The organism is Staphylococcus pseudoxylosus (genome assembly GCF_003697915.1).
Classification (GTDB): Bacteria; Bacillota; Bacilli; order Staphylococcales; family Staphylococcaceae; genus Staphylococcus; species Staphylococcus pseudoxylosus.
Map to the genome: position 1 here is coordinate 140,971 of NZ_RCVN01000001.1, position 14,812 is coordinate 155,782.

A 14,812-nucleotide genomic window follows, 5' to 3' on the forward strand; every position below is an offset into this window, starting at 1 on the left:
TAAGTTTAATTTATCATCAACTTTTTATATTTTTACGTTTTGTATAAAAGAAAAAAGCTGACACATGAAATAATCATGTCTCAGCTTTTTAGTATAATTTTTACAACAGTACTAGAATGGAAATCGTGTTTTCGATTATTACAAACTTTAAATTTAGACTTGTTATCATCAAGTCATTAAATGTCCGCTAAAATTTTAAATTTCAGTTTCGATTCAAATAAAGTTATGTCTTGGAAATAATTAAATATCCATTTGTTTTAGCAAAAATATAATTATTTTTCTTCTGCGTCGTTTTTTTCTGTTTCAGCAGATTTTTCAGCTTCTTTTTCGTCTTCTTTATATAAAGTTTCTTCTTTACGCCAACGTGCGAATAGATTTTGTGCTTTTGCTTGTTCATCTACTTTTTTATCTTTAGACTGTTCACTCATATTTAGACACCAACCTTTTACGTTTTTACTTATATAAGGCTAACGCATTTTAGCTTAGAATTCAAACCACTTACTCGTAATTAGATGGTGGCTGTAGTTCGATATGCTCCCCAAGTTGATTTAGGTCTTGTTCCATCTCTATTTCTGTTTTATAAACACGAATGGAGTCTGAACCAAATTTATAAATTATAAATTCATCACCGCGTTGGCCTGCCAGATATTTATCGCTATATCCCATTCTACCAATACCCGATACAGACATAAATTCTTTCTTATCTATCCAATCAAATACATTTTTAGCCTGACTGCGAGGGACATTTTTTAAAATATCATTGTCTTCTACAGAATAACGTTGACCACCTGTTAAATCACCTTCTGATTGCGTGTTGCTTGTAGGTGGCTCATTATTATGTACTGGGTTCCATTGCTGGTCTTTTAAAAACGGCGCATATTTCAACGCGAAGAATACAATGATTATAATTGCTATAATAGCTATAAAGTTTTTAATAATACTAAATATAAACCGCATGAACCACCCTCCCATAATTTCACCCTATATTATAAAATCCATAAAATTAAATATCATCAGTCTGCAGTAGTATTCAAAAGTTAACGATAGACCGATGCATACATGCTTTTTTCATAGTACAATGGTATACAAAGGGAGTGAAATATAATATGAGTATTATATCTATAATCCTACTTGCCCTCTTAGTTATATTATTATTTAGAGTAGGTTTATCAATTTTAAGATTTTTAATATACGTTGGAATTATCGTATTATGTATATATCTAGGTTATCAAGGTATTCTTTGGATAATGGAAAACTCCAATAATTACTTTAGTTTTATATAAATTAGAATATAAATAACACAATCTATGTATGTTATCACAGATTTAGATTATTCCAGTAGTAGACTATAATATTACTTAAATATACTTGTAGTATTATAATTTGATTGTTCAGACGAAGCAAGGCATCAAAAATAGATGCTTTGCTTCGTCTTTTTTAACATTCAACTATAGTTACAACTATGGAAGTTAGTATATCAAACTTGTTTCATAACCAAAGATATTTTCTAACCTTAATATAAAAACTAACGTTTCACAAACATTATAGTTATTTTTTAACATTATTTGATAACACTTGATAAAAATAATAACAAGCACACAACAATAGCGCCCAAATAACCGCGATAATCAATGCACCAATTAAGTATAGCCAAAAAGTTGTATGATTCGTACTAAAAACAAAGAATAGCATAGTAGTTAATAAGACCCCTACAATAGAAATGATTACTGTTTTTTTAGTACTATTAAAATCAATAGGCTTTTTATTTTTAACTAATTGCATTAAATAAACTACCGGCAGTAACAAACCAATCAATAATATCGTTCCCACTTGATAACGCCTCCTTAATTATCAACTTGATTATACCGTACCTGAGCGAGCACAGAAAGCCAAAATTAATTTTAAAGCATACAATAAAAATGGAATAATGCGATAATCCTTCTATGTAATGATGTAAGTTTATGTGAGCAACTTTGTATATCATGTTTAATCAAAATAGCCGTCCTCTACCATACTCATATAAGTATGATCTCCAATAATAATATGGTCTAGTAAATCTATCCCTAAAATTTCTCCACATTCTCTTAATCTATTAGTTGCGCTAATATCTTCTTTGGACGGCGTAGTATCACCTGATGGATGATTGTGAAGCACAACAATTGCATTACTTGCGCATTTTATCGCTTCGCTAAATATTTCTCGAGGATGAACAATTGATGAATTTAAAGTCCCAATAAATATTGTTTTCTGTTTAATAACCACATTCTTAGAATTAAGAAATAACACAATAAACTTTTCCTGAGTTAAATGCTCCATTTTCCCCATCATAAAATTAGCAACATCTTGAGGACTAGTAATTTGTATTTTCTCATCTAAACTACCCGAATGCATACGTTCCCCTAGCTCAAACGCAGCTTTTAGAATCAATGCTTTATACAAACCAATTCCCTTTACTTTATTTAAATCATTGATGGATAATGCCTTTAACTGTTTTAAACTTTCTACTGACTTTAACAATTCATTAGCTATATCTAAACTTGAAAACCCTTTTCTACCTGTATTAATTAAAATGGCTAGTAATTCACCATCAGATAAATGAGCAGGTCCGTTGTTTAACAACCTTTCTCTAGGTTTCTGATTATTGGCAAGTTCTTTTATTTTCATTATGAAAAACCTCCAAAGTTTAAATTTTGAGATGTTAATAGCATGATATTAAATGCAATATAAATAAAAGGTATCAGTGGAATTCTTGCTCTTTCATTACGCGAAACAAGTAACACGAGCAAAGCAAAAACACCACCACAGATAAATGTAAACAAAAGTGTGATTAAAAACTCTGAAGATGATAAAGCTAAAGCTAGCAAAGAAAAGATAATTATATCTCCATAGCCAATGGCATGATGAAATAGTAAATAGAATATATGAAGCAAGCTTGTGACGCAAAAAAATGACATGATATGTATTGGAGTGATAAAACAAATGCAAATAGCAAATACGACTACCACATGCAAAGGAACTGTGTACGTCTTAATATCAAATATAGAAAAGGTGAGAAGGAATAAATAAATTAATATTAAAGTAGTATGATCAATCATTAGTTTGTGAGGTAAATAAAGCAGATAAAATACAGGAGCCAAAGAAAGCAACTCCCCAAACAGATAAAAAACACTAATTCTGCGATTACAGCATCTTGAAGTGCCTTTTAAAAAAATAAAACTTAAAATTGGGATTGTTTCTATCATAGTTATTTGTTTGCGACAATAATCACATCTTGAACGGGTTGTGAGATATCTTAATTTCAGGTTTTCTACAAAACATAGCTGATATAAAAAACTAAATAATATAGGACAAATTAAAAGCAGCGTTATCAACACTTCACCTCCTAATAAATATTATAGCATCAATACATAACACCCATAAGAAAAATAACACTATTGAAATAATTTCAATAGTGCACAATCAGCAAACCAAATTTTGTGTATAATTCGGTTTGTTGATTGTGCGTTATCATCACACATGATTTCGTTTATGGATTACATTTTAGAATAATAAAACCAGCTCAACAATAAAGTGAGCTGGTTTTATATGTATATAGTTGCTAATGGTTTTGATTTTGTAACATTAATAAAAACAAATCATTCAAAAAAGAATTTTAGCATCTAATCTTTTTGAATTTCATCGACAGTTTCTTCAACTTCTTTTCTGGATATCTTCTCTCTACCATTTTTCATTGCCTTAAGTGATTTATGAGCCAGTGCTAATGGTAAACGACAAAATAGTAAAATGGTTTTTTTATTAATATCTTTCATATATGCATCTGCTTTAGCTAAATTATCTTCAGCATATTTAAACAAATCATCGCGTGTCCAATCATCCGGTACAAAACTTACACCACGTTCTGCTAAATCTTCTTGTTCATTTCTAAGAATGTTAACAGCTTGCAAGCCTCGTCCGTATCCAATTGCCAATTCTCTATCTGTTTTAACATTTGCACATAAGTCCCACAATTGCGAGAGCATGACGCCGACAAGTCCCGCTACATAATATGTATAATCATCTAAATCATCCTTGGTATGGATATCCCAGTTTGCTTTCGCCCATTTTGCCATACCGAATGCCATTTCGCTAGAAGCATCTAATACAATTGTTACTGTCTTATTAGGACAAGCTTCTATCCACTCACCTAGTCTTAAAGTGACTTCAGGCATTTTATCCTTCACTGGTTCAAGAATTTGCATGTATTTTGCTTCATCAAAAGGTGCTTTAAATAACTCACTCACTTGCATCAGTATTGAATGTTTTAAATCGTTATCCAATTCCTCATGATCTTCAATTTCATCAATTGCTCTTAATACTAAATAAGCAGATGCTACCGTATGTTTTAACTCTTTTTCTAAGAAAGTTATCGGAATATAAAAAGTACGACTTGTTTCTTTTAAAACACGCATTGCATCTTTTGGGAATTTCTTTTCAGTCATTTTAATCTAATACCTCCCCTTTTTTAAATATTATCATATAATCACAAAATAAAATAGGAAATGCTTGTTACCTAGTTTAATCAAAATAGACTCGTCAAAAAATTGACAAACCCCAGGTTTTCAAACTAACTTTTCACTCTTTATTAGAACTATATGTAGATACCACGTTTCTTTTATTTAAAACAAAAATAAGCGAATGATCCAATAAACTATCGAACCGTTCGCTTATTTAGTAAATATATATTTAACTAAAATCAACTTTAGCTTTTACTTCACTTATAAAGTACAAGCTTCCAGTAATGATTAAACCGTCACCTTCATATGATTCAATAAACTTCACATAATCATCAACGAGTGCTTTTTGTTCAAATCGAACTTCGTCAAAAATCGCTTCTTTTGTTAAAGCTTTCGGAAAATCAAAATCTGTTATATAGAATGTAGAAGCAATTGTTTTAAGTTGATCCACCATAGCATTTAAAGGTTTGCCTTTGATTGCAGAAAATAAAATATCAATATTTTCAGTGTGATAATAATTTTTCATCGTACTTATTAGTGCTTCCACACTTTCAACGTTATGTGCGCCATCGACAATCATCAAAGGACGTTCTTTCACTTGTTCTATTCGACCAGTCCAACTCACCGACTCAATACCATCAATCATTTTATTGAAATCTAAATCAACGATATCTGACTCATTTAATTCTATAAGTGCGGTAATTGCTAACGCGGCGTTCTCTTTTTGATGTTCACCTAACATATTTAATAAAAGCGTTTCAAGTTCATAATCTTTATAGCGATAAGTGAATTCTTCATCTTCGGAGATAACACTAATATCTCTATCCAACTCAATACCTTCAGCATTTTGTTGTTCAACATAATCACGAATAACTTTAAGCGCTTCTTCGTTTTTTACAGCATAAATGATAGGTGTGTTTGGTTTTACAATCGCACCTTTGTCTTTTGCAATATCTACATACGTATCACCCAATATATCAGTATGGTCTAAACCTATACTTGTCAATATAGATAAGATTGGTTTAAAAACATTAGTAGAATCATTTTTAATACCTAATCCCGCTTCAACAATTACAAAGTCAACTGGGTGGATTTCACCAAAATATAAAAACATCATCGTTGTAATAATCTCAAATTCGGTTGCAGTTCCAAGGTCAGTTTCCACTTCTAAGGCTTCGCTTACTGGTTTTACTCTTTGAACTAATTTAACAATATCATCATCACTTATTGGCAGGCCATTCAAACTAATACGTTCGTTGAATGTTTCAATAAAGGGCGATGTGAAAGTCCCCACATCATATCCGTTATCAACAAGTGCTGAACGTAGATACGACACCGTGGACCCTTTGCCATTTGTGCCACCAACATGAATACCGTTTATATTAAATTGAGGATTATTTAGTCTATCCAACATCCATTCCATACGTTTTACGCCTGGTTTAATGCCAAATTTAGTTCGTTCATGTATCCAATATAAGCTGTCTAGGTAATTCATCTTAAGGACTCCTATGCTTTTAATTGATTAATTCGTAATTTCACACCATCATATTTTTCTTGATATGTTTGTTTTTTCTCACGTTCTTCATTAATAACTTTTTCAGGTGCTTTATTGACGAAGTTTTCATTTGCTAATTTCTTATTAACGCGGTCGAGCTCTTTTTCCCATTTCAAGAGTTCATTCTCTAAACGCTCAATTTCTTTATCCATATCTATTAGACCTTCTAATGGTAACACAACTTCACCAGCAGTCGTAACAGAGGTCATGGCTTTTTCAGGAATTTCAATATCCATATCAATTGTCAATTCACTCGGATGACAGAATCTATCGATATAATTCGAGTTGTTTAACAACGTCTCTTTGATATTGTCATCTTTTGCTTTAATAAAGATTGGAATTGCCTTTGAAAGTGGCGTATCTACTTCAAGACGTGATTGTCTAACTGATTTAATAATTTCAACAAGTTGTTGCATCGTTTCTTTACTATCATCAAATGTGAGTTCGTCGTTCACTTTTGGCCAAGATGCATTTACAATTGTTTCACCTTCATGAGGTAGGTTTTGCCAAATTTGCTCTGTAACAAAAGGCATAAATGGGTGTAACATTCTCATTGTGTTATCAAGTACATACGTAAGTACTGAACGTGTAACTTGTTTTTGCGCTTCATCTTCACCGTTCATAGGTATCTTACTCATTTCGATATACCAATCACAGAATTCATCCCAAATAAAGTTATAAAGGGTACGACCAACCTCACCAAATTCATATTTATCACTTAAATCTGTAACATTTGCAATGGTTTCATTTAATCGAGTTAAAATCCACTTATCCGCAAGAGAAAGGTTGCCTGATAAATCTACATCTTCTACCTTAAAGTCTTCACCAATATTCATAATACTAAATCTCGCAGCATTCCATATTTTATTAATGAAATTCCACACAGATTCAACTTTTTCAGTAGAATAACGTAAATCATGACCAGGAGATGAACCAGTGGCAAGGAAGTATCTTAAGCTGTCTGCACCATACTCATCAATGACATCCATAGGATCTACACCATTGCCAAGTGATTTACTCATCTTCCTACCGTCTTCCGCACGGACTAATCCATGTAATAATACATCATTAAAAGGACGTTTTCCAGTAAATTCTAAACCTTGGAATATCATTCTTGCAACCCAGAAGAAGATAATATCATATCCAGTTACTAATGCATTCGTTGGGAAGTAACGTTGGAAGTCTTCAGCTTCTGTATCTGGCCAACCTAATGTTGAAAATGGCCATAATGCACTTGAGAACCAAGTATCTAATACATCTTCATCTTGAGTCCAATTTTCAATATCTTCAGGCGCTGATTCACCTACATAAATTTCGCCTGTTTCTTTATGGTACCAAGCTGGAATTTGGTGCCCCCACCAAAGTTGACGTGATATCGTCCAGTCTCTAATCTCTTCCATCCAACGATTAAACGTTTTTTCAAAACGCGCAGGAACAAAATCAATTCTATCGTCTGTTTTTTGATTATCCAATGCTTGCTCAGCAAGTGGCTTCATTTTAACAAACCATTGTGTTGATAAATATGGTTCTACAACTGCGCCAGAACGCTCTGAATGACCTACTGAATGTTCATGTGCCTCAATTTTAATAACAAGTTCTTCAGCCTCTAGATCTTTCACTAATTGTTCACGACAATCAAATCGATCCATGCCTTGATATTTACCAGCTTTATCATTCATTTTGCCAGATTCATCCATTACAATAATGCGTTCTAACTCATGGCGATTACCTATTTCAAAGTCATTAGGATCATGTGCTGGTGTTACTTTCATCGCACCACTACCAAATTCAATATCAACATATTCATCTGCTAATATTGGTAGTTCCCTACCAATGATAGGTAAAATTACCTTCTTCCCAATAACATCTTTATAACGCTCGTCATTAGGATTTACGACAATCGCAGTATCACCTAACATGGTTTCAGGACGTGTTGTAGCAATTTCAATAAATCCATTACCATCTGCATATGGATATTTAAAATGGTAAAACTTACCTTCAACATCTTCATGTATTACTTCAATGTCAGATAAAGCAGTACGTGCGATTGGATCCCAATTTATAATATATTCACCACGATATATCAAACCTTTATTGTACATATCAACGAATACTTTTTTCACAGCTTTACTTAAACCTTCATCTAACGTGAAACGCTCTCTGCTATAATCTAAGCCTAGACCTAATTTTGCCCACTGTTCTCTAATAAAAGTAGCGTATTCTTCTTTCCAATCCCAAGCTTGTTCAAGGAATTTTTCTCGACCTAAATCATGTCTTGATAAACCTTGTTCATTTAACTTTGCTTCTACTTTTGCTTGCGTAGCAATACCTGCATGATCCATGCCTGGTAAATATAAAGTATCATAGCCTTGCATCCGTTTCATTCGCGTTAATATATCTTGTAATGTCGTATCCCACGCATGCCCTAAATGTAATTTACCAGTTACGTTTGGTGGTGGAATTACAATTGTATATGTCTCTTTTGAACTATCTTCTGTCGCTTTAAAATAACCATTGTTAACCCATTGGTCATAACGTCCGGACTCGACTTCGTTCGGATTATATTTTGGTTTCATTTCCATTCGTTAAAATCCTCCTTAAAATAAAAATATCCGCCCTATCAATATAGGACGGATATTCCGTGGTACCACCTAAATTCAAGAAATTATAAATATAATTTCAAGCACTTAATTATATGATTAACGCTCAAACACGCTTTAGCCTATACTATAATTATGTAAGAGCATTATATTTCAGCTAAAGTTCAATGTGGGCTACCTTCAATAAGTTAAATTATACATTTACACCAACCATGTACTCTCTTCTAAATTTCAGCTTATTTACTCTTCCCAGTAGACAATATTCTTTTACTTAATTATAGTATAATGGATGTTAAAATAAGTCAATGCACTGGAGTGAAATTTATGAATGAATGCGCATTTGGAACAAAAGATCCACTTTACATCCATTATCACGATGAGGAATGGGGACAACCTATTTATGATAGTTTGAAATTATTTAAATTAATTGCACTTGAATCACAACATGCAGGTCTTTCATGGTTAACTATTTTAAAGAAAAAAGAATCTTACGAACAAGCTTTTTATAACTTTGATCCAACTAAAATTTCAAAAATGACAACTGAAGATGTTGATCGGTTAATGACTTTTCCCAATATCGTCCATAATCGTAAAAAGATTGAAGCAATCGTTAGCCAAGCACAAGGTTATTTCGATATAGAAAATGATTATGGTAGCTTTAGTGACTTTTTATGGTCCTTTGTAGATTATAAGCCGATTGATTGCGCCTACGTTTCGCCACATGATCGCATTACAGTAGATGAACGTGCTACAAAACTTTCAAAGCAACTTAAAAAATATGGTTTTAAATTTTTAGGTCCTGTTACTGTTTTTTCTTTTTTAGAAGCTGCAGGCCTATACAACGCACATCTTCAAAGTTGTCCGAATAATCCTAAAGTATATAACGGAAAAGGGTTCGATTAAATCCTTTGCGAAAATCTTAACAGACCACCTTACTTATTAAGATTTTCCATTACACTACTGGTATAGTTGAAAATACGTTCTACATTTATCATTTATAGATAAAACCACAGCAAACGCATAGTGTTTACTGTGGTTTTATTATATTTCATCGTAATTTTTAAGATTTCTTATTAATAGAATCTTTCGCTACTCTGTATTTTAGGAAATAACTTAGTAAAGGAGCAATTAGAAATAGTATGAAGAATATTCTAAAGATGTGATAACTTGAAATCAATGCTACATCTGCACCAGTTTCAATTGCAACTAATACGATTTGACTCATACCGCCTGGCGCAGCACCTAAAAACAATTCATTAACAGAATGGTCGGAAACCATTGCAATAAATAGTACCATTACAAAAGTCAATAATATTAATAGTATATTTTGAAATGCAATTGCTACAGCAATTCTACCTTTCATTTGGTCTAATAATTTAGCAATTTGTATACCAATACGTATCATATAAATAACTTGTGCTGCCGCAATAATATAATTGTCTAGGGTAAATGTAACGCCAGTTAATAAATTCCAACAGATAAGCACTAATATCGGTGCAAGTAATTGTCTGGTCGGAAAATTAATTTTCCCCATAATGACATATACTAAAAATACTGCAAGTGCTAATAAAAGTATATTGGGAATAGTCAATGCTTCGGTTAGTGTATTGACTACACTATCCTTCGCAGAACGATTATCACCACTGCCTTGAAAGAAATACGAAATAAATGGTACAAGAATAACAACAAATATAATTCTTGATGTTTGCGTTAAACTGACGACCATAATATTCGCTTTCTTATTTTCCTCTGCCATTATTAGCATTTGACTTAACGCACCTGGAATCACACTTAAAATTGCAGTTTCAGTATTTACATTAGCAATTTTTTTAAAGAAAAAGGCTATTATTAATGCAAGTCCTAACAGCATAACTGTGATTAATATGATGGTCAGCCAATCATCTTTGATATCAAATATTACATTTTCAGTAAAAGTTGATCCTATTTGGACACCTAATAATACCAACCCAATTTGACTTAGCCAAAACGGCCATTCAACTTCCATGTGAAAGCATCTAACACAAATGACACTGGCAATTATAGGTCCAAACATAAATGGTAACAATATATTTGCTGCATTTAAGATTAGACTTAATAAAATAGCTAGCAATAAAACGATGATATTATTTCTTAATTGCTTACTCATGTTCTCACAACTTTCATAGTTATCGTCATACTTAACTGAGCTATCCATATTAAAACCCGATCAACGCATTGGTTGTTCGGGCATAATTTAAGCTTTATACAATTCGACTTAGAGCAGTGTCGAACGCTTCTATAGTTTGTTGAATATCTTCTTCGGTGTGCGCGGTTGAAAGAAATGTACCTTCAAACTGTGATGGCGGTAAAAATATACCCTCATTCGCCATTTCTCTGTACATTTGACTAAACATTTCTAAGTCACTATTGTTTGCTTCTTCAAAGTTTGTAACAGGCCCTTCATTCAAGAAATATCCTATCATAGAACCTGCTCGATTTACAGTGATTGGCACATTATGTTTTGCAAACACTGCTTTTAATCCTGCTTCTAATTGGTCACCTAATTTATTAAAATAATCATATGTTTCTGGTTTAAGTTGCACTAATGTTTCATAACCACTAGTCATAGCTAATGGATTACCTGATAAGGTACCAGCTTGATAGATGTCACCAGCTGGGGCAATATGATCCATGATTTCTTTTTTACCACCAAAAGCACCTACTGGTAGACCTCCCCCAATGACTTTACCTAAACAAGTTAAGTCTGGTGTCACATTAAAATATCCTTGAGCACAATTATAGCCCACTCTAAAGCCTGTCATAACTTCATCAAAAATTAATAATGAGCCATATTCAGTTGTAATATCTCTTAAACCTTGTAAAAAGCCTTCGATCGGTGGTACGACACCCATATTACCTGCAACGGGTTCTACAATTACGCCTGCAATGTCGTCGCCAAATTCTTCAAATGCAACTTTAATTGCCTCTAAATCATTATAAGGGACTGTAATTGTATTCTTAGCGATCCCTTCTGGTACGCCTGGAGAATCTGGTAAACCTAAAGTCGCAACGCCCGAACCAGCTTTAATTAGTAAAGAGTCACTATGACCATGATAACAACCAATAAATTTAATGATTTTATTTTTTCCAGTATAACCACGTGCTAAACGCAAAGTATCTAGTGTCGCCTCTGTACCAGATGATACCATACGTACCTTTTCAATAGATGGAACTCGATCTATAACAAGTTCTGCTAATTTATTCTCTTGTGTTGTTGAGGCACCAAAACTTGTACCCTTATCTACCGCCTCATGAATTTTATCAATTACTTGCTTGTTTTTATGGCCTAAAATTAATGGCCCCCAACTTAGTACATAATCAATATAAGCATTGCCGTCAATATCATATATCCTTGAACCTTCACCATGATCCATAAAAATTGCTGGTGTATCTACAGATTTAAAGGCTCTAACTGGACTATTTACACCACCAGGCATTAAATGTTCTGCTGCTTCCATTGCTTTTTCAGAATTACTGTAACGCATTGTATCCATCCTCCTACTGTTCTTCATCTAAATATCGACAAATGTCTTTTGAGAAATAAGTGATAATCATATCTGCACCTGCACGTTTCATAGAAACCATTTGTTCCATCACCACTGCTTTTTCATCTATCCATCCATTAATTGATGCAGCTTTAGTCATACTATATTCGCCACTTACATTATATGCAACGACGGGTACATTTGTTGTGTTTCTGACGTCTCTAATAATATCTAAAAAGCTTAATGCAGGTTTAACTATCATCATATCTGCACCTTCATTTAAGTCACTTTCTAATTCTCTTAAAGCTTCTCTACGATTTGCTGGATCCATTTGGTATGTTTTACGGTCGCCAAATTGTGGTGCAGATTCAGCAGCATCACGGAATGGTCCGAAGAAACTTGATGAATATTTAATTCCATAACTCATAATAGGTATATTATGATAACCTGCTTGATCTAAGCCTTCACGAATCTCTGCTACAAAGCCATCCATCATATTACTTGGGGCAATGATGTCAGCTCCTGCTTCAACTTGAGAGATTGCAGTTTTTACTAGTAATGGTAATGATTTATCATTGTCGACATCTTTCGTTTCTTCATTGATCACTCCACAGTGTCCATGGTCTGTATATTCGCATAGACATGTATCTGCTACAATTAGTAAATCACTATACATTGATTTTGCTTTTCTAGTGGCTTCTTGTATGATACCGTTATGGTCATAAGCGCCAGTACCTACAGCATCCTTTTCATTTGGAACACCGAAAAACATAATACCTCTAATACCTAAATTATAAGCTTCTTTAATTTCATCACCAAGTAAATTTAAACTTATTTGATAAATACCTGGCATTGATTTGATTTCTTCTTTAACATTATCACGCTCAACAACAAAAATAGGATAAATTAAATCTTCTTTTCTTATATGTGTTTCACGCACCATACTTCTCATTGATTTACTACTACGTAATCTTCTATGTCTATCAAATTGCATTTGTTTCCCAACTTTCTATTATTTTGCTAACTAATGATTCTAGCGTTTGAATGTCTGATACCATGGCTTTAGCATGATATTGATGTAATGTTTCCAATGTTTGTAGACCAATTACAAAATAATGGTCAAAGTTCACTGTCATTTCATGATTAAAATAGTAACGTACAGCTGATGAGCTTGCAAAAGCTACAGCATCTATTTCACCTTTTTTAATCATCATTTTAACATCACTGATATTTTCAGTATGTGGAACTGGTTTATACAAGTCAATTTTCTGAACTATATAATTTTGATTATACAATTCCTCTTGTAATAAAGGCCTGGCCGCATCACTTGAAGGCAACAAAATTTTACTACCTTCATCGGCACAAAACGATTCAAGAAATCCCTCTTGAGAATAGTCTTTTGGGCAGAAAGACACCTTTAATCCCAATGATTTGCAGTAGTTTGCAGTTTTCTCACCAATAACTGCTATTTTATCTACACTAACATGTTTTAGATATGGTTGAAAAAACTTTACCGCATTTTTGGACGAAAAAATAAGCCAGTCATAGTTCACATTCAATAAATTTAAGTCAAAAGATAATGGCTCTACACGGATAAATGGTCTGTGTAAGATACATGCATCATTTCTTTTAAATTCACTGGTTTGTGTCATAACTATAACTGGTCTCATTATTTTCACCTCGAAGGATTATTGTTCTTCGTTTAGTGCTTTAATTATTTCGTAAGCGCCTTGCGCATTTAATACTTCAGTAACTTTTTCCCCGAGTTCAACTGGATTTGTACCACGCTCTGTGTGTTCATAACGTTCTTTGCCATCAGGTGACATAATTAATCCGGTGAACTCAATTGTACCATCACTTTCTTTAGTTGCATAGCCACCGATAGGCACTTGGCAACTACCGTTCATACGCGTTAAAAATGTTCTTTCAGCAGTCACACATGAAGCTACATCACTGTTGTGAACTTTGCTTAACAAATCTAGCAACTCTTTGTCATCTGAACGACACTCAATACCTAAGGCACCTTGTCCGATTGCAGGGATTAAGGTTTCTTTATCTAAGTAAGTCGTGACGATATCATCAGACCACCCCATACGTTTAAGACCAGCAGCAGCAAGAATAATAGCATCATAATCTTCAGTTTCCAATTTACTTAATCGCGTATCAATGTTACCTCGAATCCATTTAATTTGTAGATTCGGGTATTTTGCTAGAATTTGTGCGCCACGGCGTAATGAACTAGTACCTACAATACTATTGGCTGGAAGTTCATCCAATTGAATGTGATTTTTGGCTATATAGGCGTCATATGGATTTTCACGATCTGGTATACAACCTAATGTTAAACCTTCAGGTATAACACTTGGTACATCTTTTAAAGAATGAATCGCCATATCTATTGAATGGTCGAATAATTCGTTTTGTATTTCTTTAACAAATAATCCTTTGCCACCAACTTTTGATAGCTGTTTATCTATTATCCGATCGCCTTTTGTTACTATTTCTTTAATCTCAATATCTAAATCCGGCTCTATTGCTTTTAAATTATCTATAAACTGTTGGCTTTGTGTCAATGCTAATTTACTTCTTCTTGAACCAACGACTAACTTACGCATCATGCGCAACCTCCTAAAAATACAA

Annotated in this window: 15 protein-coding genes and 1 other annotated feature; of the genes, 2 read left to right on the forward strand and 13 right to left on the reverse strand. The window is 33.2% G+C overall.

The genetic code is table 11. The features are described 5' to 3' along the window. Positions 1-272 precede the first annotated feature (272 nt). Positions 273-428, reverse strand: a complete 156-nt coding sequence (locus D9V42_RS15220; protein ID WP_017724680.1) for a hypothetical protein — start codon at positions 426-428, stop codon at positions 273-275. A gap of 70 nt (positions 429-498) precedes the next feature. Next, positions 499-957, reverse strand: a complete 459-nt coding sequence (locus tag D9V42_RS00715; RefSeq protein ID WP_107556420.1) for a DUF4930 family protein — start codon at positions 955-957, stop codon at positions 499-501. A gap of 149 nt (positions 958-1,106) precedes the next feature. On the opposite strand from D9V42_RS00715, the gene D9V42_RS15380 reads away from it, so the two are divergent. Continuing rightward, entirely contained in the window at positions 1,107-1,283 is a 177-nt protein-coding gene (locus tag D9V42_RS15380; protein WP_122062468.1) for a hypothetical protein, read from the forward strand. Positions 1,284-1,548: 265 nt separating this feature from the next. Here the strand turns inward: D9V42_RS15380 and D9V42_RS00725 are convergent, their stop codons facing one another. The 6 genes from D9V42_RS00725 to D9V42_RS00750 all read right to left on the reverse strand — a co-directional run bounded on the left by D9V42_RS00725 (position 1,549) and on the right by D9V42_RS00750 (position 8,630). Beyond that, positions 1,549-1,830 (reverse strand): hypothetical protein, encoded by a 282-nt coding sequence (locus D9V42_RS00725; RefSeq protein ID WP_122062470.1) that lies wholly within the window; start codon positions 1,828-1,830, stop codon positions 1,549-1,551. Positions 1,831-1,986: 156 nt separating this feature from the next. Further along, positions 1,987-2,664 carry a RadC family protein gene (gene radC / locus D9V42_RS00730; protein WP_122062472.1) on the reverse strand — a complete coding sequence of 226 codons (678 nt, stop codon included), beginning with the start codon at positions 2,662-2,664 and terminating at the stop codon, positions 1,987-1,989. Then, entirely contained in the window at positions 2,664-3,371 is a 708-nt protein-coding gene (locus D9V42_RS00735; protein ID WP_122062474.1) for a prepilin peptidase, read from the reverse strand. The genes radC and D9V42_RS00735 overlap by 1 nt, the downstream gene beginning before the upstream one ends. Positions 3,372-3,659: 288 nt before the next feature. Then, a complete protein-coding gene (locus D9V42_RS00740; RefSeq protein ID WP_122062476.1) occupies positions 3,660-4,478 on the reverse strand; it encodes a squalene/phytoene synthase family protein in 819 nt (272 codons plus the stop codon). Between the two features lie 244 nt (positions 4,479-4,722). Beyond that, on the reverse strand, positions 4,723-5,988 hold the full coding sequence (locus D9V42_RS00745) for a bifunctional folylpolyglutamate synthase/dihydrofolate synthase (RefSeq protein WP_107556312.1): 1,266 nt from the start codon (positions 5,986-5,988) through the stop codon (positions 4,723-4,725). 11 nt (positions 5,989-5,999) lie between these two features. Continuing rightward, complete coding sequence (locus D9V42_RS00750; protein ID WP_122062478.1) at positions 6,000-8,630, reverse strand: valine--tRNA ligase; 2,631 nt, start codon at positions 8,628-8,630, stop codon at positions 6,000-6,002. A gap of 41 nt (positions 8,631-8,671) precedes the next feature. Then, positions 8,672-8,914 (reverse strand) — a binding site (T-box leader). A gap of 58 nt (positions 8,915-8,972) precedes the next feature. Between D9V42_RS00750 and D9V42_RS00755 the strand changes: the two genes are divergently transcribed. Beyond that, positions 8,973-9,551 carry a DNA-3-methyladenine glycosylase I gene (locus D9V42_RS00755; protein WP_122062480.1) on the forward strand — a complete coding sequence of 193 codons (579 nt, stop codon included), beginning with the start codon at positions 8,973-8,975 and terminating at the stop codon, positions 9,549-9,551. 157 nt (positions 9,552-9,708) lie between these two features. On the opposite strand, the gene D9V42_RS00760 is transcribed toward D9V42_RS00755, so the two are convergent. The 5 genes from D9V42_RS00760 to hemC form a co-directional block, all read right to left on the reverse strand. Continuing rightward, positions 9,709-10,794, reverse strand: coding sequence for an AbrB family transcriptional regulator (locus D9V42_RS00760; protein ID WP_122062804.1), 1,086 nt, complete (start codon positions 10,792-10,794; stop codon positions 9,709-9,711). Between the two features lie 94 nt (positions 10,795-10,888). Next, positions 10,889-12,172 carry a glutamate-1-semialdehyde 2,1-aminomutase gene (gene hemL / locus D9V42_RS00765; RefSeq protein WP_107556335.1) on the reverse strand — a complete coding sequence of 428 codons (1,284 nt, stop codon included), beginning with the start codon at positions 12,170-12,172 and terminating at the stop codon, positions 10,889-10,891. A gap of 13 nt (positions 12,173-12,185) precedes the next feature. Further along, entirely contained in the window at positions 12,186-13,166 is a 981-nt protein-coding gene (gene hemB / locus D9V42_RS00770; RefSeq protein ID WP_122062482.1) for a porphobilinogen synthase, read from the reverse strand. Next, positions 13,156-13,842, reverse strand: a complete 687-nt coding sequence (locus D9V42_RS00775; RefSeq protein ID WP_122062483.1) for a uroporphyrinogen-III synthase — start codon at positions 13,840-13,842, stop codon at positions 13,156-13,158. The genes hemB and D9V42_RS00775 overlap by 11 nt, the downstream gene beginning before the upstream one ends. 18 nt (positions 13,843-13,860) lie before the next feature. Next, positions 13,861-14,787 (reverse strand): hydroxymethylbilane synthase, encoded by a 927-nt coding sequence (gene hemC / locus D9V42_RS00780; protein ID WP_122062806.1) that lies wholly within the window; start codon positions 14,785-14,787, stop codon positions 13,861-13,863. Between the last annotated feature and the right edge of the window lie 25 nt (positions 14,788-14,812).